The sequence below is a fragment of the Streptosporangium sp. NPDC049078 genome, from assembly GCF_040648855.1.
GTDB lineage: Bacteria > Actinomycetota > Actinomycetes > Streptosporangiales > Streptosporangiaceae > Streptosporangium.
Map to the genome: position 1 here is coordinate 209,609 of NZ_JBEZEL010000014.1, position 20,748 is coordinate 230,356.

15 protein-coding genes are annotated in these 20,748 nt (G+C 68.9%); 6 read left to right on the forward strand and 9 right to left on the reverse strand.

Annotated features, from left to right (window positions below; all coding sequences use genetic code 11):
- Positions 1-12: 12 nt before the first annotated feature.
- The 4 genes from AB0B90_RS24890 to AB0B90_RS24905 all read left to right on the forward strand — a co-directional run bounded on the left by AB0B90_RS24890 (position 13) and on the right by AB0B90_RS24905 (position 3,604).
- Positions 13-315, forward strand: a complete 303-nt coding sequence (locus AB0B90_RS24890; protein ID WP_350945921.1) for an EthD family reductase — start codon at positions 13-15, stop codon at positions 313-315.
- Positions 316-377: 62 nt separating this feature from the next.
- Complete coding sequence (locus AB0B90_RS24895) at positions 378-1,355, forward strand: MoxR family ATPase (protein ID WP_362925025.1); 978 nt, start codon at positions 378-380, stop codon at positions 1,353-1,355.
- On the forward strand, positions 1,348-2,622 hold the full coding sequence (locus AB0B90_RS24900; protein ID WP_362925027.1) for a VWA domain-containing protein: 1,275 nt from the start codon (positions 1,348-1,350) through the stop codon (positions 2,620-2,622). Before AB0B90_RS24895 ends, AB0B90_RS24900 begins: the two co-directional genes overlap by 8 nt.
- A 67-nt stretch (positions 2,623-2,689) precedes the next feature.
- A complete protein-coding gene (locus AB0B90_RS24905) occupies positions 2,690-3,604 on the forward strand; it encodes an amidohydrolase family protein (RefSeq protein WP_350945918.1) in 915 nt (304 codons plus the stop codon).
- Positions 3,605-3,849: 245 nt separating this feature from the next.
- Here AB0B90_RS24905 and AB0B90_RS24910 read toward each other — a convergent pair whose 3' ends face one another.
- From AB0B90_RS24910 to AB0B90_RS24940, 7 genes are all read right to left on the reverse strand, one after another.
- Positions 3,850-4,431, reverse strand: a complete 582-nt coding sequence (locus AB0B90_RS24910) for a cadmium resistance transporter (RefSeq protein WP_350946109.1) — start codon at positions 4,429-4,431, stop codon at positions 3,850-3,852.
- A gap of 284 nt (positions 4,432-4,715) precedes the next feature.
- Positions 4,716-5,714 (reverse strand): PQQ-binding-like beta-propeller repeat protein, encoded by a 999-nt coding sequence (locus tag AB0B90_RS24915; RefSeq protein ID WP_362925029.1) that lies wholly within the window; start codon positions 5,712-5,714, stop codon positions 4,716-4,718.
- Between the two features lie 149 nt (positions 5,715-5,863).
- Positions 5,864-6,616, reverse strand: coding sequence for a DUF2071 domain-containing protein (locus AB0B90_RS24920; protein ID WP_362925031.1), 753 nt, complete (start codon positions 6,614-6,616; stop codon positions 5,864-5,866).
- A gap of 67 nt (positions 6,617-6,683) precedes the next feature.
- On the reverse strand, positions 6,684-7,373 hold the full coding sequence (locus tag AB0B90_RS24925; protein ID WP_362925033.1) for a hypothetical protein: 690 nt from the start codon (positions 7,371-7,373) through the stop codon (positions 6,684-6,686).
- 134 nt (positions 7,374-7,507) lie between these two features.
- Positions 7,508-10,330 carry a vitamin B12-dependent ribonucleotide reductase gene (locus AB0B90_RS24930; protein WP_350945917.1) on the reverse strand — a complete coding sequence of 941 codons (2,823 nt, stop codon included), beginning with the start codon at positions 10,328-10,330 and terminating at the stop codon, positions 7,508-7,510.
- Positions 10,331-10,414: 84 nt separating this feature from the next.
- On the reverse strand, positions 10,415-10,876 hold the full coding sequence (nrdR, locus tag AB0B90_RS24935; protein ID WP_350945916.1) for a transcriptional regulator NrdR: 462 nt from the start codon (positions 10,874-10,876) through the stop codon (positions 10,415-10,417).
- Positions 10,877-11,361: 485 nt separating this feature from the next.
- On the reverse strand, positions 11,362-11,634 hold the full coding sequence (locus AB0B90_RS24940) for a LysM peptidoglycan-binding domain-containing protein (protein ID WP_350945915.1): 273 nt from the start codon (positions 11,632-11,634) through the stop codon (positions 11,362-11,364).
- An 890-nt stretch (positions 11,635-12,524) separates the two neighbouring features.
- Between AB0B90_RS24940 and lexA the strand changes: the two genes are divergently transcribed.
- Positions 12,525-13,235, forward strand: coding sequence for a transcriptional repressor LexA (gene lexA / locus AB0B90_RS24945; protein ID WP_350945914.1), 711 nt, complete (start codon positions 12,525-12,527; stop codon positions 13,233-13,235).
- A gap of 473 nt (positions 13,236-13,708) precedes the next feature.
- Here the strand turns inward: lexA and leuS are convergent, their stop codons facing one another.
- A complete protein-coding gene (leuS, locus tag AB0B90_RS24950) occupies positions 13,709-16,177 on the reverse strand; it encodes a leucine--tRNA ligase (RefSeq protein WP_350946108.1) in 2,469 nt (822 codons plus the stop codon).
- 358 nt (positions 16,178-16,535) lie between these two features.
- On the opposite strand from leuS, the gene AB0B90_RS24955 reads away from it, so the two are divergent.
- Entirely contained in the window at positions 16,536-19,196 is a 2,661-nt protein-coding gene (locus AB0B90_RS24955; RefSeq protein WP_362925036.1) for a hypothetical protein, read from the forward strand.
- A gap of 49 nt (positions 19,197-19,245) precedes the next feature.
- Here AB0B90_RS24955 and AB0B90_RS24960 read toward each other — a convergent pair whose 3' ends face one another.
- The gene (locus tag AB0B90_RS24960; RefSeq protein WP_350946107.1) at positions 19,246-20,421 is read right to left on the reverse strand and encodes a cytochrome P450; all 1,176 of its coding nucleotides are present in this window, start codon (positions 20,419-20,421) and stop codon (positions 19,246-19,248) included.
- Between the last annotated feature and the right edge of the window lie 327 nt (positions 20,422-20,748).

A 20,748-nucleotide genomic window follows, 5' to 3' on the forward strand; every position in this document is an offset into this window, starting at 1 on the left:
GAACCGATAACCATGCTGAAAGTCGTCTCGCTGCTCAAGCGCGCGGAGCACCTGTCCCACGAGGAGTTCGCGAAGTGGGTCGTGGAGGACCACGTCGAGTTCGCCAAGAAGCTTCCCGGGCTGCGCAAGTACACGGTGAGCGTCAGCAACGGCGATGACGCGCCGTTCGACTCGGTGAACGAGCTCTACTTCGACGACGAGGACGCCCGCGCCGCCGCGTTCGGCTCCGAGCACGGCAAGGCCGCCGCGGCCGACGCCGCCGCGCACACCACCCAGCGGGTCCACCTGCTCACGACCGAGCACGCCCAGCTGTGATGTCCGGCGGGGCGTCCCCGGTGTCCGGCGGGTTCCCCTCCGCGCCCGGTGGGTCCTTCCCGGTGGCCGATGGGGCCTTCCCCGCCGACAAGTCCTCCTCGGCGGCCGGGTCCTCCCCGGCGGCCGGCGGAGGGGCGGCGCACGGCGGAGAGGCGACGGACGGAGGGGCGGCAGCGACCTGCCCGCCGGACGAGCACGCGCTCGCCGCCGCGCTCGAACGGGAGGGGTACTTCGCCGACGAGGGTCTTCGCACCGCCGTCCACCTGGCGCTACGGCTGGACCGGCCGCTGCTGCTCGAGGGAGAACCGGGAGTCGGGAAGACCGAGGTCGCCGCGGTGCTCTCGCGCGTCGTCGGCCGGGAGCTCATCCGGCTTCAGTGCTTCGAGGGGCTGGACGCCGGACAGGCACTGTACGAATGGGACTATCCCAAGCAACTCCTGCATGTCCGGGTGGCGGAGAGTCGCGGCCAGGAGGTCGGCGACCTCTACCGCGAGGAGTTCCTGTTGCGACGGCCACTGCTGCGCGCCCTGGAGTCGGATCGCGGCGCGGTCCTGCTCATCGACGAGATCGACCGCGCCGACAGTGAGTTCGAGGCGTTCCTGCTGGAGTTCCTGGGCGACTTCCAGATCACCGTCCCCGAGCTGGGAACCATCCGGGCGCGCACGCCCCCGATCGTGGTGCTCACCTCCAACCGGACCCGCGAGCTGCACGACGCCCTCAAACGGCGATGCCTCTACCACTGGATCGCCTTCCCCGAGGTCGACCGCGAGCGGGCGATCCTGCGCGCGGCCGTACCCGGCCTGGAGGAGACAGCGGCCGAAGGGCTGGTACGCGCCGTCCAGCGGGTGCGCGGGCTGCCTCTGCTCAAACGGCCCGGTATCGCCGAGTCCGTGGAGTGGGCCAGGGGGGCGGTGACCCTCGCCGAGGGCGGCAGCCCGTGGCCCGTGGCGCTGCGCCGTGCCCTCGGCCTGCTCATCAAGGACGAGGAGGACACCCGGCTGCTCGCCGGGCACGCGGAGGAGCTGTTCGGCGATGTCTGATCCCGCCGCCGTCGCGGGAAGCCCGTCCCCAGGCTCCGAAGCCGTTCTCCCCACAGCCGCCGTCCCGTCAAGGGAGCCGTACGACGACTCCGAGCCCGGCGCCCTCGCCGCGCGTCATCTGTGGGGATTCCTGTCCTCGCTGCGCGCCGCCGGCGTGACCACCGCGCTGCCGAAACAGGCCGACCTGCTGCGGATTGTCGGTGCGTCACCACCGCGTGACCTGACCGCCCTGTACTGGTACGCCCGGATCACCCTGCTGCACGACATCGGCGAGCTCGCCGCCTTCGACCGGGTCTTCACCGCGTGGTTCCGGCAGGGCGGCCCTCCTGACGCCGTACCGCCACCCCCGGCGGGGGAGAGCGAGGCCCCCTCCCCCCAGGGGCCGGGCGAGGACGACCCCGCCCCGCGAGAGGTGCTGCCCGGTGACGGCGTCGAGGCCAGCACGCTCAGCACGTACGGCAGGCGGGACTTCGACGCGGCCGACGACCGGTGGCGCTCGGTCGTCCGCGCACTGGAGGCAGCCTGGCCCGCCGCACTGCCCCCGACCCCGTCCAGGCGGCGGCGCCCGGCGCGTTCCGGCGACCGGCTGGACATGCGGCACACCTGGCGTCGGGCGCGCCGCCACGACGGGGAGATCATCGAGCTGCGCCTGCGTGCCCGCCCCCCGCGCCCGCGCCGCCTGCTCATCCTGGTCGACGTCTCGGGCTCGCTGCGGCGACACACCCCCGACCTGCTCCGTCTGGCGCACACGGCCCTGCGCGCGGCGCCGGCCCGTACCGAGGTCTTCACCTTCGGCACCCGGCTCACCCGGATCACCTCCGTGCTGTCACACCCCCACCCCGGCCGGGCGCTGCGCGCGGTGTCCGAGCTGGTCACCGACGCCGACGGCGGCACCGCGATCGGGGCGGCGCTGCACGAGTTCCTGGGAGTCCCCCGGTTCGTGGCGCTCGCGAGGGGCGCTCTCGTGATCGTGCTCTCCGACGGGCTCGAACGCGGCGACCACGTCCCCATGGTCCGCGCGACCGCCCGCCTGTCCCGCCTGGGCCACCGGCTCGTCTGGTGGTCACCGCTGGCGTGCTCCCCCGACTACAGCCCGGTCACGCGCGCCATGGCCGCCCAGCTCCCCCACCTGGACCACCTCGGCGGCGTGCGCGACCTGCCCACCGCTCTCGCGGAGGTCCGCCGCCTCCCCGCGGTCCTGTCCGGCCCCCGGGGCGCGGCGGCCAGGCGGTGGCCCATCCCACGACCCACGGGAACCCGTCCATGACATGCCTCACGGTCCCGCGTCCCCTCCCCGGGGCCGAAGCCGGAGGTCCCCACGCCGGAGGTATTCGATGAACGACACCACCGCCAGTCCGGCTCTCGCCGGGATCGTCGACGCGCACCACCACATCTGGCGCGCCGCCGACCTGCCCTGGCTCCAGGGGGAGATGATCCCGCGCATCTTCGGTCCCTACGAGTCGATCCGCCGCGACTACCCGGTGTCGGAGTACGTCGAGGAGGCCACCGGCTGCGGTATCACCTCCTCGGTCTACGTCCAGGCCAACTGGTCTCTCGACCGCTGCCTGGACGAGGTGCGCTGGTTGCGCGACACCCACGCGGAGACCGGCTGGCCGATGGCCGTGATCGGCTCGGCGGACCTCTTCGACGAGGGCGCGGCCGACGTGATGCGCCGCCAGGCCGCGCTCACCCCTCTCATGAGGGGAACCCGTCTGCAACTGCACTGGCACGAGCGGCCCGAGTTCCGTTTCGCCTCCGCCCCCGACCGCATGAAGGATCCCGTCTTCCGGCGCAACATCGCCTCGCTCGCCGATCTCGGCTGGCTGTTCGAGCTCCAGGTGTTCACCGACCAGATGGCCGACGCCGCGAGTTTCGTGGACGACTTCCCCGACGTCACGTTCGTGCTGGTCCACGCGGGGATGCTCGAAGAGTCCGGGGCGTCCCGGGTGGCGGAGTGGAAACGCGGCCTGAGGCTGCTGGCCGAGCGCCCCAACGTCGTGGTGAAGCTCACCGGTCAGGGCACGTTCGTGCACCGCGTGGACCGCTCGCTGATCGAGATGGTCGCGGACACCTGCCTGGAGGCCTTCGGCTCCCACCGCTGCATGTGGGGCAGCAACTTCCCGATCGAGAAGATCTGGACCGACCTTCCCACCCTGGTCTCCACCTGGCAGGAGGTCCTCGCCCGCCGGTCCCCCCAGACCGTCCAGAACGTGTTCGCCGCCACCGCCCGCCGGGTCTACCGCCTGTGAGAGGCCGGTGCCGTCACTCGGCCGTCGGCGGTGAGCACCCGGCTCAGACGTACCCGCCATCGGCCGTCCCCCATCACCGGGACCGGCCTTGATAGCGACTGTCATCCGATGGGTGAGATGCAGAAATCAGGCGATTCGTTCGCCGTCAACCTCGCGGGCGACGTCCTGAGAACGCCGAAGGGGGACCGGCCTCGATCTCCCTTCGGTGCCCAGCCGCTCCACAGGCGCCGCTTCGTGACGAAGCTCTACAGGCCGAAGGCGCCGCCCTCGATCAGGATGAGCAGGCCGATCCCGACCAGCACGACCGGCAGCAGAATGTGTCCCCACCGGCTCAGTGCCCTGGCGACGATCGGTCGAGTGGCGAAGAACCGCCCGGCAAGGCACCACACGGCCACCAAGGTCAGAAAGACGGTGACGTAGACGGCCATCGAGCCGACGCCCGCGGTGGCGAAGACGGGGACGTACACGCCGATGTTGTCGCCGCCGTTCGCGAAGGTGACCGCGGCCACTTCCAGGACCTTCGGCCCACCGGCATGCTCCTCCGCCGTCTCCCCGGCTCCGTCGCGCCCATCGCGGTGGGCCTTCCACGCCTGCCGACCCGCCTTGACGCCCAAGACCAGCGGGAGCAGGCCCAGGTAGGGCAGGACCGGCTCGGGGAGGAAGGTGGCACCGAAAGCCGCGGCCACCGCCACGGCCAAGATGCCCAGGAAGCCGAGATACTGACCGGCCACCACCCGCGCGGCGGCTCCGCGCCGTCCGGCGCCCTGGGCGAAGAACAACGCCAAGATCAAAATGTCGTCGATGTTGGTTACAGCGAACAACCCCATCGCCTGCCCGATGATGCCCGCATCCACGATGAGACGTTCCCTTCAACCGCAAGATGTCCCCGGCGACCCTACCGGCCGGGAAAACGACGGGCGATCACGGTGTTCTCACTGCACAGTCCCAGAGCGTCCGAGAACAGAGAAGGGGGCCGGAGTCGACTCCGGCCTCCCTTTTTCCGGTGGGCGTTACGCGGGTTCGGCTTTCTTACCCAGCGCTGCTTTTCTGCTCTGAATCAGCTCTGAATATCGGGGCAGAGCACTTATTCGTGGGCTGCGGTATTCCTGCGTCATTCACCTCGCCGGTACGGGTCGATGGCGATCATCCTCAAGGTTCCCTTGGTCACCATGAGCATCTCCCCTGCTCCAAGGTCTCGCAGTGCAGCCACCCTGGTAACCGATGAGGACCGCTCCAGGACGTGCCCATCAGACCGCAGGCGGAAGAGCAGGCCGCCCGCGCCGGCCACTACGAACCCCTCGCTGTCTCGGACCACCTCACCGACGAGTGGCTGCCTGACGTCCACGTTCCACAACACCGATCCGTCTTCGGGGTCGATGGCGAGATAGCCGGCACCTCGTTCTCGCAACCACACCACACCACCGGTGAACTGGGCGGCCGAGGACGAGAGGTCGGCATCGTGACGGAAGAAGCGCTCGACGAGACCCGATGACAATCGAATGCTTACAACGGATCGCAGGCCGCACGGCACCAGGCAACGGTCAGGGCCGATCATGGTGAACGCCGGATGACCGTCGGTTTCGACCAGCGACTCCGGCAACCGCCAGCGGTCCAGTTCCCTGCCATCTCGTGGATCGATCAGCCACGCTTCCGAGCCGTCTCCCAACAGCACGCCGCCATCCCAGGGCAGAGGAAGCACCGTGGCCATGCGCCGCCGTGTCCGCCACAGAGGCCGTCCGTCCTTCAGGTCGAAAGCAGACATGGGCGTGTAACCACGCCAGCCGCCGACGACGACCGTCTCCGCGGTAGCCACGACATGCCCCGAGTATTGCGGCAACCCGGCGCGCCACACCACAGATCCCGCAGTGAGATCGAGACAGAACAGTTGATCGGTGTCCTGCGGCAGAACCAGGCAACGATCACCGGCGACCACGACCGCACGCGGCCAGGTTCCTATCGGGACGTCCCAACGGACCGAGCAGTCGTGGCGGTCCAGGCAGACAAGCCGAGTGTGGCGCTCATGGAGAACGACGCGGTCTTCCGTCACCGCCAACGCCGAAGCGGACCCCCTCTGATGAAGCTGCCGCTCCCACAGCGTCTTTCCAATCATCTGCCGATTTCACCAGGCAAGCACCAGCTGCATCAATCACATTAACAATGGGAGGTCATATCGGCCGAAGCCAGGAGTGGAACCCAACAGGTCCCGTTTGACCAGGTATTTCATTCCTCGGCAGCGCCGAGGGTACTGAGGGAGTGCGCTTATTCGGAAGGTTCGGTGTTTCCGGCGTGCCTGCGGTCCGGCGTCGTAACCCGCATTGGCTGCACCGGGATCCATGTTGCCGGCACCTCGCGCATCAGCAGCGCGCAGTCGAGCTTCGCGCTGCCTCGCGGGAACCGATCCTGGTTGTCGAAATAGCTGGACCGGACAGCGTGGACATCGACGGGCCGCACACGCCATGAGCCGGTCCCGAGTTTGAGCCCGTCAAGACGCCCTTCATCGTGGGTAGCGGAAAAACCTGTCGAGCCGTGACGGAAAAACTCCGATGCCTCACCCAGGTCGGCGAACAGTTCGCTGCCCTGGAACAGCTCTGCCGTGCGAACGTGCACGCTCACGCTGACCAGGCCGTCACGGCCGCCGAAGGCCACGCGGAGGTCCTCCGCAGTCTCCTGCACATCGAACGACGCCCGGTGGTGCACACCGGGGAACAACCGGCCGCCGACCAGCACCGTGACCATCGATCCGCTGTCCCGGCGCGGGATGTACACCCCCGTCTCAGGACCTCGCGGCCCGTCCCACTCCACGGCGATGCGATGCGCGGCGTTCTCGCTGCGCAGCCCCAGACCATTCGGGAGCCACGTGGGTCGGACCCGCCCGAGGCGGATCAGGCAGATTCCGGCGACCGCCCATCCTCCGACCTGCTGAGGCCGCAGTGGCATCGGCAGCAAACGTGCGGCGATTTCTGGATCGACCCGGTAGTTCACCAGGATCCGTCGTTCGACCACACTCGCCATAGATAGCCGTCTCATGTCGTGTCGCCCTCCTCGACGACTACCGCCTGTCCGCTGGAGTGCAGGACACCTATTCGGAAAGCTGATCGCTCCTCCGGGCTCCCTGGCACCGGCTCGTACCGACAGGCGTGAAAGTGAAGCTGTCGGCGAAGTCGGAACCCTCTCCCCGGACGGCCAGAAGCATGGGCTCGCCGTACAATGCGGTCTGATCCGTACGCAAATGAAGGAACTCGTTCCAGAAATGGAAGCAGAGCAAAGAATCCTGAGGGTGCCCCGTCGCGTATACCAAGGTCTTGGGAAAGTATGGGCTCGTGCCACCGCAGTAGACAGACGGCGGCCCGAACATATCGAGGGTCTGTTCGAGGGTTCGATCGCGCTCACACCAAGCCTTCTTGGCACCGATCAGCTTGTCGTACCCGTCCCGCGACAGGATACGGTCCGGCCGGAGCCATCCGTGACGATGGGCGAACTCGGCATAGACGGACGCGGCCATGTCATAGGTTCCGGCACCCCAGAGAGACTCGAAGGCTCCCCGAACTCCCGTGGAGAGAAAAGCCCTCCGAGCACGAAGAGAATCTTGTTTCTCATTCCAGACTTGTTCACGATCGTCCGTGAACGCCATTGCGTCGAAGTAAATTCTTAGGGCGATCTCTCCACCGAACACGCCTGGCCGACAAAGAGCAAAATTGATATGAGTCAACAGGTATTCTCGCACCTGCTCGACCGTTCGCGCTTCTCTCCGACCGTCCACATCGGCCATCGCCTGCCCCTGCTTTCGTCGCTACGACCTTCTGAAAACGCCGAAAGGAGGGCCGGAATCAATTCCGGCCCTCCTTCCTGGCGAGCATTACGCAGGTTTGGCTTCCGTACCCAACGCTGCTTTTCTGCCCGGAATCAGCTGCAACCGCTGGTGGAGCCGCAGCCCTCGCAGACGTAGCAGCTGCCGGCGGGACGCATCTTGGTGCCGCAGGTCATACAGAGAGGCGCGTCGGCGGTGCGGCCCTGGTGGGATTCCAGGGAGCCGGTGCGGCGCGGGGTCTCCGCGGGTGCCGCCTCGGGGCGGGACTGCGGCTCCTCGATGGGAGCCGAGGTGGCGAGCTCGGCGATGACCTCGTCGCTGTGGATCGGGGCCGGGTCCTCACCGCGCTGCTGCGCGGCGCGCTCGGAGGCGGAGAAGATCCCGAGGGCGGCGCGGTCGTCGTAGGGCAGGTGGTCCAGGGCCAGACGGCGGAAGATGTAGTCCATCACCGAGGCGGCGATACGGACATCCGGGTCGTCGGTCATACCGGCCGGGTCGAAGCGCATGTTGACGAACTTGCCGACGTACGTCTCCAGCGGCACCCCGTACTGCAGGCCGATGGAGATGGCCACCGAGAACGCGTCCATGACGCCCGCGAGGGTCGATCCCTGCTTGGACATCTTCAGGAAGACCTCACCGAGGCCGTCGTCGGGATAGGACGAGGCGGTCATGTAGCCCTTGGCGCCTCCCACGGTGAAGCGGGTGGTGGTGCTGGGGCGCTGGTTGGGCATCCGGCGGCGGGTCGGGCGGCTGATCTCCACGACCTGGATCGCCGGCTCGGCGGGCTCCTCCTTCTCCTCGGTCTTCTTGCCCGAGGCCGAGAGGGGCTGGCCGACCTTGCAGTTGTCGCGGTAGACCGCCAGGGCCTTCAGACCGAGCTTCCAGCCCTCCATGTAGACCTGCTCGATGTCCTCGATCGTCGCGGACTCGGGAAGGTTGACCGTCTTGGAGATGGCTCCGGACAGGAACGGCTGGGCCGCGGCCATCATGCGCACGTGGCCCATGGGCGCGATCGCACGCTCGCCCATCGCGCAGTCGAACACCTCGTAGTGCTCGCGCCGCAGGCCGGGGGCGTCGACGACATGACCGTGCTCGGCGATGAACTCGACGATCGCCTCGACCTGCTCCTCCTGGTAGCCGAGCCGCCGCAGCGCGCGGGGAATCGTCTGGTTGACGATCTGCATGGAGCCGCCGCCGACGAGCTTCTTGAACTTGACCAGGGCGAGGTCGGGCTCGATGCCGGTGGTGTCGCAGTCCATCATCAGGCCGATGGTCCCGGTCGGAGCGAGGAGCGATGCCTGGGCGTTGCGGTAACCGTTCTTCTCACCGAGCCTGAGGCACTCGCTCCACTGGCTGGAGGCCTCGCGGTGGATGGCACCGTCGATCTCGTCGACCGTGCGCAGGGCCTCGTTCGCGTCGTTGTGCTTGCGCATGACCCGCTTGTGCGCGTCGGCGTTGCGGGCGTAGCCGTCGTAGGGGCCCACGACCGCGGCGAGTTCGGCGCTGCGGCGGTAGGAGACGCCGGTCATCAGCGAGGTGATGGCCCCGGCGACCGCCCGGCCGCCGTCGGAGTCGTAGGCGTGGCCGGTGGCCATGAGGAGTGCGCCGAGGTTGGCGTAGCCGATGCCCAGCTGGCGGTAGGCGCGGGTGGTCTGGTCGATCTTCTCGGTCGGGAAGTCGGCGAAGGTGATGGAGACGTCCATCGCGGTGATGACCAGCTCGGTGATCTTCACGAAGTTCGCGATGTCGAAGGTGTCGTCGTCCTTCAGGAACTTCAGCAGGTTGATGCTCGCCAGGTTGCACGAGGAGTTGTCCAGGTGCAGGTATTCCGAGCAGGGGTTGCTGGCGGTGATGCGACCCGTCTCCGGGCTGGTGTGCCAGTCGTTGATCGTGTCGTCGTACTGGACCCCGGGGTCGGCGCACTCCCAGGCGGCCTTGCCCATCTTGCGGAACAGCTCTCTGGCGTCGATCTTCTCGATGACCTCGCCGGTGAGGCGGGCACGCAGGCCGAACTCCTCACCGTTCTCCACCGCGCGCATGAACTCGTCGGAGACGCGCACCGAGTTGTTGGCGTTCTGGTACTGGACGGAGACGATGTCCTTGCCGCCCAGGTCCATGTCGAACCCGGCGTCACGGAGGGCGCGGATCTTGTCCTCCTCGCGCGCCTTGGTCTCGACGAACTCCTCGATGTCGGGGTGGTCGACGTCGAGGACGACCATCTTGGCGGCGCGGCGGGTGGCGCCCCCGGACTTGATGGTGCCCGCGGAGGCGTCCGCGCCGCGCATGAAGGAGACCGGGCCGCTGGCGGTGCCCCCGCTGGAGAGCAGTTCCTTGGAGGAACGGATCCTGGAGAGGTTGACGCCGGAGCCGGAACCCCCCTTGAAGATCACACCCTCTTCCTTGTACCAGTCGAGGATCGACTCCATCTGGTCGTCGACGGCCAGGATGAAGCACGCGCTGACCTGCTGCGGCGACGCGGTGCCGACGTTGAACCAGACGGGCGAGTTGAAGCTGAAGACCTGGTTGACCAGAGCGTGCTTGAGCTCGTGGTCGAAGATCTCGGCGTCCTCGTCGGTGGCGAAGTAACCGTGCTCGACCGCCGTACGCGTGTAGACGCCCACCACCCGGTCGATCAGCTGCTTGAGGCTCCACTCCCGCTGCGGGGTGCCGACCGCGCCGCGGAAGTACTTGGTGGTCACGATGTTGGCGGCGTTGACCGACCACGACCGGGGGAACTCGACACCGCGCTGCTCGAAGTTGATCGAGCCGTCGCGCCAGTTGGTCATGACGACGTCACGGCGCTCCCAGACCAGCTCGTCATAGGGATGCACGCCTGGCGTGGTGAAGATGCGCTTCATCTTCAGACCCTTACGTGGCCTCTTGCCTCCACGTGTCACCGCACCGGCGGTCTCCGTCATGACTTCCCCCTCCTGGGGCTCCGTGGAACCCTCGAATCGGACCACACCAACGCGCCGCATCACCCCCGGCGCCCGGGGTCTGTATCAGTCCTGCTTGGTGGAGCGCTCCGCCCGGAGCCGCTCGATCTCCGCCTCGAAGTCGGCCAGCGTCTCGAAACCGCGATAGACGGAGGCGAACCGTAGGTACGCCACCTCGTCCAGTTCGCGGAGCGGGCCCAGGATGGCCAGCCCGACCTCGTGGGCCGCGATCTCGGCGCATCCGGTGGCCCGTATGCTCTCCTCGACCCGCTGGCCCAGTTGCGCCAGGGAATCCTCACTGACGGACCGCCCCTGGCACGCCCGCCGGACCCCGGCGATCACCTTGTCCCTGAAAAACGGCTCCGTCACACCGCTGCGCTTGCTCACCATGAGCAGAACGGTCTCCTGCGTGGTGAACCTGCGCCCGCATTCCGAGCACGTGCGCCTGCGGCGGATCGCCCCGCCGTCCTCGGTGGCCCGGCTGTCGATGACTCGCGTGTCCAGATGGCGACAGAACGGACAATGCACGCGTGTCGCCTCCTTGACCTACCGAAGCGGCCGACCCACCTCACCTACCCACGACACGCACGGCCAGACGCCCGCGCACACATCTCGAAGAGTCGAGATGCGGTAATGGAAACACAAGCTGTGGTGAAGTGTTGCGATGCAGCCACTAGATGTTGTGGTCCAACCGTAGAAGTGCTCGACCATGAACGCAAGTTGAAACGACCTTGCGGCACGAAGTCGCTGATCAGCCCGCACATCCCGGCGTGTCGCCACCCATGCGAGACCCCTCTCGCCCCGGACGCCTCTCGTCTCACAGTCGCCCCAGGCGACCCGTCGGACGAGTCCCTCGCATCCCCTCTCACACCCCTCGCCCCACCCGCGCCGCCGACCCGCCTCACCCCGCCGGAACGAGGCCCGCCCGTCTCGCCGGCCGCCCCGCCGGAGGCCGGCCGGGCGCCGCAGCGGTCCCACGAGCCCCGGCCCGATCGCCGGAGCCCGGACCGGCCTCACCTCACGGAGACGAGGCCCTCCGGGAGATAGAGCCGGGTCCCCGGCCGGACCTCCGAGCCGGACAGCCCGTTGAGGTCCATGATGCGACGGACCGCCGAGCCGGTGTCCGCCTCCTTCGTCAACGCGTCCGCGATCTCCCACAGCGTGTCGTCCGCGTGCACCGTGATCCGCGGCAGCCCCTCAAGGCCCGCCCGCTCGTCCGCCGCGACCATGTCGATGCGTCCGCCGATCCAGAGCACCGCCAGGCTGAACAGTGCGAGCACCGCCACCACGACGATCCTTCCACGCCGGGTGAGTCGAAGAGGCCGCCGAACCGCTCCCTTCCGGCCGACACCCGGCCGACGGGTGCCCGCCGAGGATGCCGTCGCCGATCGCGGCGCCCTCCTCGGCCCGGCCCCGCGTCCGGCCCCCCGTTCCGGATCACGCCCGGACCACCGTCCCCGCTCACGGCCGGGGCTCCATCCCCGCCCACGCCCGAGCGACCGCCTCGCCTCGCGTCCGGGACTCCGCCCAGGCTCACGCCCGGACGCCCCGCCGGGCTTTCGCTCGGACTCACGCGAGGCCCGCCCCGGCTCCCGCCCACGCTTTCGCCCGGACTCCCGAGCGGATTCCCGTCTCATCTCGCGGCCGGACCTTCGCGCAGCCTCACGGCCGGATCCTCGCCCGGGCTCACGCTCGAAGACCCGCTCGGGCTCCCCCCCGGACCTTCGCCCCGGCTCACGGCCGAGGCGCGCCCTCGGCACAGGTCCCGACACCGGCACCGAGTCCCACACGGCCTCCCACCCCTGCTTCGCCTCGGACCTCCGCCCTGGCTCCGGCGCGGGACCGGGCTCCGGCTCCGGTCTCGGGGGCGGCACGAGCCGCAGGCGCGGCGCTCCCGGTGATCGCTGCGCCGCCCGGGACCTCGGCGCGATCCTGGATCGTGGTGTCGTCGCGGTCGGTTTCACGGTGGCCCCCCATCCCCTCGACCTGGCCGAACACATGTCGAAGAAAGATCGGTGAATCGAACACGATGTCGATCGAACTCCCGTACGATGTTGTACACCACGGCGTCGCCGATTTCGAGGACATTCGAACAATTGTTTGAGTATGATCTTCGGCCGAGGTATGGTCGCTGTGTGCGACGTCTTAAATACAGACCGGGAGGCGAGGAGTTCGTATGAGCCAGCACAACGAGAACGGTTCGGCCGCCAGCGACCTGGCGGTGCGAAGGCGTGACTCCCTTGGCCTCACCCCCAGGCAGCGGAAGATCCTTGAGGTGATCCGCGATTCCGTGCAGCAGCGCGGCTATCCGCCGTCCATGCGGGAGATCGGCGAAGCGGTGCAGCTCACCAGCACCTCCAGCGTGTCGCACCAGTTGACGGCTTTGCAGCGCAAGGGCTACCTGCGGCGTGATCCGCACCGCCCCCGCGCCTTGGAGGTCCGCCTTCCCGGCGAGCCCGTGCTGTGGGTTGACCCCGACTCCGGCGAGGACGAGACTCCGGTCAGCCGTCCGACCGCCGCCTATGTGCCCCTCGTCGGTCAGATCGCCGCCGGTGGCCCCATCCTCGCCGAGGAGAGCATCGAAGACGTCTTCGCCCTGCCCAGGCAGCTTGTCGGTGAGGGCACGCTCTTCCTCCTCCAGGTGACCGGCGACTCGATGATCGAGGCCGCCATCGCCAACGGTGACTGGGTGGTCGTGCGCCAGCAGCCGGTCGCCGACAACGGCGACGTGGTCGCCGCGATGATCGACGGCGAGGCCACGGTCAAGACCTTCAAGCGCAGAGACGGCCACGTCTGGCTGGTCCCGCACAACCCCAACTACGACCCGATCCCCGGCGACGAGGCCACCGTGCTCGGCAAGGTCGTCGCGGTCCTCCGCAAGCTCTGACGCGAGCGTCCCACGCAGGCTCCTCACCGCTCTCCACGGGCTCCGGCCCGTGGAGGCGTCGCCGTCTGAGAGCGTCACCCGGCACGCGGGTCCGGACCGAGCCACACCGTGGTTACGCGAGCTCGGCATCACGCGCCTCCGGCTTTCTGTGCGACACGCCATAGAACGACACGCCGGATGGGGCCCGACATCTGATGTCGGGCCCCATCCGGCGTTCTCAGGTGATGGGACATCCCCGGGAAGATCTCTCGCCGGCGGGCACGGAAACCCACCCGGCGAGGCCGAGATGGAGGCCCGCCGCTTGAAGCGGCACGGGTTCTCCCCCGAAGTGGTCACGGGGACACGCCGGCCGAGTTGACGCGCGACACCCGGGGTGCCCTCGCAAGGGCACCCCGAGTCCGTAGCGACCCCGCGAGACGTCCGCGGCCACGACGGTCACTCAGTCGTCCGCGGCCCGAGGGCACGCGGGACGACTACGGCACGATGTTGACCAGCTTGGGCGCGCGGACGATCACCTTGCGCGGCGTGCCGGACAGGAAGGGCTGAACCTTCTCCGACCGCAGGGCCAGCGACTCCAGGTCCGCCTCGGAGATCTCCGGGGAGACCTCCAGCCGGTCGCGCACCTTGCCCGCGACCTGGACGACGCAGGTGACCGACTCCTGGACCAGCAGCGCCGGGTCGGCCACCGGCCAGCCCGCGGTGGCGACCGAGGCGGCGTGTCCCAGCCGCTCCCAGCCCTCCTCCGCCGCGTACGGCGCGACCAGGGACAGCATGACCGCGAGGGTCTCGGCGGCCTCCCTGACCGCCGGGTCGGCGGCTCCGGGGCCGGAGTCGATGGCCTTGCGTGCCGCGCTCGTCAGCTCCATCATGCGGGCCACCGCGACGTTGAAGCGGTGCGACTCGACCAGCTTGGTGACCTCGTCGATGGTGTGGTGGACGACCTTGCGCAGGTTCAGGTCTCCCGCGGTGACGTCGACGCCGGGCGCGGAGGCCGCGCCGGCCTCCGCCATCACGCGGAACGCGCGGGCGAGGAACTTCTGCGAGGCCGCCGGGGAGACGTCGGACCAGTCGATGTCGTCCTCGGGCGGTCCGGCGAAGACGACGGTCAGCCTGACCGCGTCGACACCGTAGGCGTCGATCTGCTGGCCCAGGTCGACGCCGTTGCCCAGCGACTTGGACATCGCCTTGCCCTGGTTGATGACCTGCCCCTGGTTCAGCAGACGGGTGAAGGGCTCGACGAAGTCGACCATTCCCATGTCGTGCAGGACCTTGGTGAAGAACCTGGCGTACAGCAGGTGCAGCACGGCGTGCTCGACGCCGCCGATGTACTGGTCGATCGGACCCCACCTGCGCACGCGCTCGACGTCGAACGGCCCCTCGTCGTAGGCCGGGTCGACGTAGCGCAGGAAGTACCACGAGGAGTCGACGAAGGTGTCCATCGTGTCGGTGTCGCGCTTCGCCGGGCCGCCGCACTTGGGGCAGGAGACGTTGACCCAGTCTTCGGCCGAGGCGAGCGGGGAGATGCCCTTGGGCGCCAGGGCCTCGCCACGCATGTCGGGCAGGGTGACGGGCAGCTGGTCGTCGGGGACGGGGACCTCGCCGCAGTCGGCGCAGTGGATGATCGGGATCGGGCAGCCCCAGAAGCGCTGGCGGGACAGCAGCCAGTCGCGCAGCCGGAAGTTGACCGTGAAGTGACCGGTGCCCCGCTCGCTCAGCACCTCGATGATCTTCCGGATCGCCTCGGCCTTGGCCAGGCCGTCCAGCGGGCCGGAGTTGACCATCGCGCCGTCACCGGTGGTGGCGACACCGGTCTCGCCGGGATCGGCCAGACCGGTGTGCACGACCACCCGTACCGGCAGGTCGAAGGTACGGGCGAAGTCCAGGTCGCGCTGGTCGTGGGCGGGCACGGCCATGATGGCGCCGTGGCCGTAGTCGGACAGCACGTAGTCGGCCGCCCAGACCGGCATGCGCTCACCGTTGACCGGGTTGATCGCGTACCGGCCCAGGAAGACGCCGGTCTTCTCCTTCTCGGTGGACAGCCGGTCGATGTCGGACAGCTTGGACACCTCGACCCGGTATGCCTCGAACGCCTCACGCCGGTCGTCGGTGACGATCTCCTCGGCCAGCGGCGCGTCCGGGGCGACCACGAAGAAGGTGGCGCCGTACAGGGTGTCGGGACGGGTGGTGTAGACGGTGACCGGCTCGTCCCGGCCCTCGATCACGAAGTCGACGTCGGCACCCTCGGAGCGGCCGATCCAGTTGCGCTGCATCGTCAGCACGCGCTCGGACCAGCCGCCTTCCAGCAGGGACATGTCGTCCAGCAGCCGGTCGGCGTAATCAGTGATCTTGAAATACCACTGGGTCAGCTCGCGACGGACGATCTCGGCGCCACAGCGCTCGCACCTGCCGTCCTTGACCTGCTCGTTGGCGAGCACGGTCTGGTCGTTCGGGCACCAGTTGACCAGGCCACCCTTGCGGTAGGCCAGGCCACGCTCGAAGAAGCGGTTGAAGAGCCACTGGGTCCATTTGTAGTACGAGGTGTCGCTGGTGTGCAGACGGCGGGACCAGTCGAAGGAGATCGCGTAGCGCCGGTAGGAGTTGGCCTGGGTCTCGATGTTGGCGTAGGTCCACTCCGCCGGGTGCGCGTTGTGCTTGATCGCGGCGTTCTCGGCGGGCAGGCCGAAGGAATCCCAGCCGACGGGGTGCAGCACGTTGTAGCCGCGCTGGACCCAGTAGCGGGAGATGACGTCGCCCAGGGCGAACACCTCGGCGTGCCCCATGTGCAGGTCGCCCGAGGGATAGGAGAACATGTCGAGCATGTAGCGCCGCTCGCGCGGGTCGGCGGGGTCGTCGGAGGCCCGGAAGGGATCCAGTTCCTCCCACCTGCGCTGCCACTTGACCTGCAGGACCTGCGGGTCATAGTGCTGCTCGTCGCTCTGCATGTCGGCTCGCTCGCTCACGTCGATCTTCCTCGGGGTATGCCTGCGTGGATGGTCCGACCCGTCCGGCCCAATGCAAAAACCCCCCGCTCACGCGGAGGGCAGCCGCATCGGCAGGGCGCTCAGGGACGGGAAGGCCGATGCGGCCCGATAAGCAGGGTCGCGGCACGCATAGGGCAAGACTATCGCAGCCCGCAAGGCGTATTCGTGGCCGGCGAGAACAGGACCGATCACGGCAAACAGGAGACAGGATCCGGCCAGGTCAGCAGAATGGAGGCTCCCGTTCTCCCGGGGGCAACGAGACCCGATGGCTATACGCCTGTTGTGACCTCGTATGTCTCTCGCGTTTACTCTTCTAACCGTGGCACATTCAGCAGAGTCGGGGCAGGGCCCGGATCCGATGGAGGTCGGCCTGCCCATGCAGGATCCGCCGACCGACCCCACCGGACTCCAGTTCAGGGGGGCGTTCTCCAGTTTCCCTGCGAGCCCCCCCGTCTCACGTGAGACCATGCCCAATACGCCTAATTCGGGCACCCGCGCGGGAGGTAAGGAAAGCATGGCCTCGGAGCAGTCCAGCCAGTCCCACCTGCCTTCGGCATGGCCGGAGGCTGCCGAGCCGTCGCCCTCGTGGTCGAACGATTCGCTTGGCACCGGACCCCGGCTGCCCCTCCCGCAGGACGAGCGGCAGAGCGGCAACGGCCCCTCCTGGCAGACCTCACCCGGCGAAGGACAGCGCGCCTCCACATCCCAGGCCGACCTCCCCGGCGGCGGCCGGTCCCAGAGCACCCCGCCCCAGAGCGACGGCCGCCCGCAGAGCCCGCAGGCCGACGGCTGGGCGCAAGCCTCTGCCCCGCAGAACAACGACGGCTGGGCACAGGCGACCAACCCTCAGGTCAACAGCTGGCCTGATGCCTTCAGTCCACGCAACGACGGCTGGGCGCAAGCCTCTGCCCCGCAGAACAACGACGGCTGGGCACAGGGGTCCGGTTCTCAAGCAGACGGCTGGGCACAGGCATCCGGTTCACAGGCCGACGGCTGGGCACAGGCCTCGGCCCCGCAGAACAACGACGGCTGGGCGCAAGGATCCGCCGCACAGCCCGACGGCTGGGCGCAGGCGTCGGGCCCGCGGGGCACCGACAACCGGCACCAGACCCCACCCGGCAACGGCAACGGATGGCCGCAGCCCACCTCCCCCCAGTCCCACAACGGCGACCAGCGCCAGGCCCCCCAGACGGACTCCCCCGGCGGCCGGCCCCAAGCAGCCACTCCCGACGACACCTGGCCCCCCACCCCACCCCACGGCGACCGCACCCAGAACCCGCAGGCCGACAGCTGGGCACAGGCGACCAGCCCGCAGGCAGGCGGCTGGGCACAGGCCTCGGCTCCGCAGAACAACGACGGCTGGGCACAGGGGTCCGGTTCTCAAGCAGACGGCTGGGCGCAAGGATCCGGTTCACAGGCCGACGGCTGGGCACAGGCGACCACTCCTCAGGCCGACGGCTGGGCGCAGGCATCCGGTTCACAGGCCGACGGCTGGGCGCAGGCGACCAGCCCGCAGGGGAACGCCCAGCGGCAGGGTTCCGGCGCCGCGGGTGAGGCGTGGCAGGCCACCGCACCGGGGCAGCCCTCCGGTCGCCCCTCGGCGGAGAACAACGCGTGGCCGCCGGCGCAGGCGGAGAACACCGCTTGGCCGCCCACCTCTCCGGGGGGCGGTGACACCTGGCCCCCGGCCTCCCCGGGAAACGCGGGATTCGCCGAGGCCCCCACCTCGACGTTCTCCCCCGCCTGGGCGAACGGTGATGCTCCGGCCGCTCGCTCCGGCGGCGCCCTCCCCGGCACCGCTCAGGGTTCCCAACCCGGCGCCACCCCCTTCGGCGGCAGCTCACCCGATGGCGGCCACCCGAACGGTCCCCAGAACGGCGGCGACTCCGGCGGCGAAAACGCCCGGCGCGGTTACGGCGTGCCCGACAACCCCGCCATGTGGGCCCTGGCCGCGGCGAACGCGGCGGCCCCCAACGCGTCCTCGGCTCTGGGAGCACCCCCTGTTCACCCCGGAGCCGACCCGCGACAGGGCGGACCCCAGCAGGGGCAGTCCCAGCCAGGCCAGCCTCAGCCTGGTCAGGTGAACCAGCCTGGCCAGCCCGGCCATCATCTGAGTCGTGACCCGTCCGACCCGAACAAGCCGTTCGTCACCGCGGGTCAGATCAGCGGCCCGAAGACCCCTCCGCCGGAGCGCCAGCAGGAGTTGTGGAACACGGTCTTCGGCGACAACTATCAGGCCATCGAGGACGAGGAGGACGGGGAGCGGGGCCGACCGGTCTGGATCTTCGCGCTCGCAGGATCCGTGGTCATCGCGCTGCTCGGCGCGGTGCTCTGGGCCTTCCTGGCCGGGCCGCTCGCCTCGGCCGACGAGGAGACCCCCGCCGATCCCAAGCCCGCGGCGACCCAGAAGTCGACCAAGCCCGCCGCCATCGGCCGTCTGCCGCGCTTCACCGGCGACGCCTCACCGGTGGCCGGTACGCTCACCGACCAGCAGGCGGGGATCACCCTGGCACAGCTCGGTGCCCCCTGGCGGCAGGACCAGCGTCCCGGCATGCCCGCCAGCTACGGCTTCACGACCCGCCAGTATCTCCCCGCGGGCCCGGACTCCATGGGCAAGACCCAGTTCGCCCAGCTGATGTCGGGACCGCTCTCCCCGCGTTTGAAGGCGAAGTACACCTCGCCGGAGAACCTCGCGCCGGTGATCAACGCGGTCGCCTCCAGCGGGCGCAACAAGTTCTTCCCCGAGGGCAACACCGCCCGCAAGACCGCCCAGCAGACCCTGTCGGTGAACGGCCTGCCCGGCCAGCTCGCCGCGTATGAGATCACCTCGGGCGACTCGAAGACGACCATGGTCGTGGCCGCCGTGAGCACCGGCGCCGACCTGCCCGCGATCGTCTACATGTCGGTGCCGGACAGCAAGAAGGAGTTGCTCCCCGACATCAACACCGTCTTCAAGTCGATCCGCGCGCTGGAGCGGTGAGCACCGCTCCCGTTCTGAGGGGCGGGGAGCACCGGAAGGTCACGGAAGGCTAGAAGGTGCACCTCATCCGCTTGATGCCGTTGATGAAGCTGGAGCGCAGACGGTCGGGCTCCCCCTCGGAACGGATGTCGGGCAGGCGGGTGAACAGCTCGCGGAACATCACGGTGATCTCGCGACGGGCCAGGTGGGCGCCGAGGCAGAAGTGCGGCCCTGGCCCGCCGAAGCCGATGTGCGGGCCCTCGGTGCGCTGGATGTCGAAGCGGTGCGGATCGGTGAAGACGCTCTCGTCGCGGTTGGCGGCCCAGTAGTACAGCAGGACCTTCTCGCCCTCCCGGTAGAGGTGGCCGTTCATCTCGTGGTCGCGGGTGAGGCTGCGGCGCATCCAGGCGACGGGCGAGGCGAGGCGGACGATCTCCTCGACGGCACCGGGCAGGCGTCCTTCGAAGTCTTCGAGCAGCAGTGCTCGCTGGTCGGGGTTCTCGCTGAACAGGTGCAGACCGTGCGAGATGGCGTTGCGGGTGGTCTCGTTGCCCGCCACCACCAGCAGGATGAAGAACGAGCCGAGCTCCTGCATCGTCAGCTTCTCGCCGTCGATGTTGGCGCTGGTCAGTGCGGTGGTGAGGTTGTCCCCGCCCTCGGCGGCCAGGGAGACGACGAGGTCCTGGAGCCCTTGCCCCGCGCCGAGGAGCAGTTCGGCGGCGCGGCTGACGTCGGCGATGAACTCAGGATCTCCGCCCGACAGGATGATGCTCGTGGCGTCGAAGACCGCCTGGTAGTGCTCGGGTCCGATGCCCATCATGTCGCAGATGATCTTCAAGGGCAGTTTCGCCGCCACCTCGGTCACGAAGTCGCAGCCGGGGCCCTTCGCGATCAGATCGTCCACGATCCGCACGGCGGCGGCCTCGACGTCGACCTCGAACTGCTTGATCATCTTTGGCGTGAACGCCCGGGAGACGATCCTGCGCAGTCTCGCGTGCCGGGGGTCGTCCATATTGATCATCGAGCCGAAGTACTCACCGAAGTCGGGGCCGAGGTCCTGGATGGACGTCGCCCCCCGGCCGGAGGAGAAGACGTCGGGGTGGCGGCTCGCCTCGATGATGTCCGCGTGCCGTACGAGGGCGTAGTAGCCGGGACCCGGCGGGGCGAAGGGGATCTCGGGCTCGGCGAAGAGGACGGGGCCCGGCTGCGCGCGAAGCACCGCGAAAGCGGCCTCCCGCTCCGCCATCGGCCGCTCCCAGAAGGAGATGTCCGACAGGTCGATGTCCGCGAGTGAAACCGTCACGCCAGCCTCCACTAGAACCGCGTTCTGTTTCTTGGATCCTGCCACAGGACCCTCACCTCAACCAGCGCAGAACGAGGTCGTCGCCTTTCCCGGAGCACTCCCGATGTGGGAAGCGCCCGGCCTGGAGAACATGCTCCCCCCTGCGACCCCGCGAAAGGAAGGCCGGAGCCCGGCCAAGCCGGTCCTCCCGCGCGACCGGTACGCGGGAGACTCCCCGGTGACCGACGTCACAACGCCCCGCACCCCGACACCCGGGCACCCCGACACCCC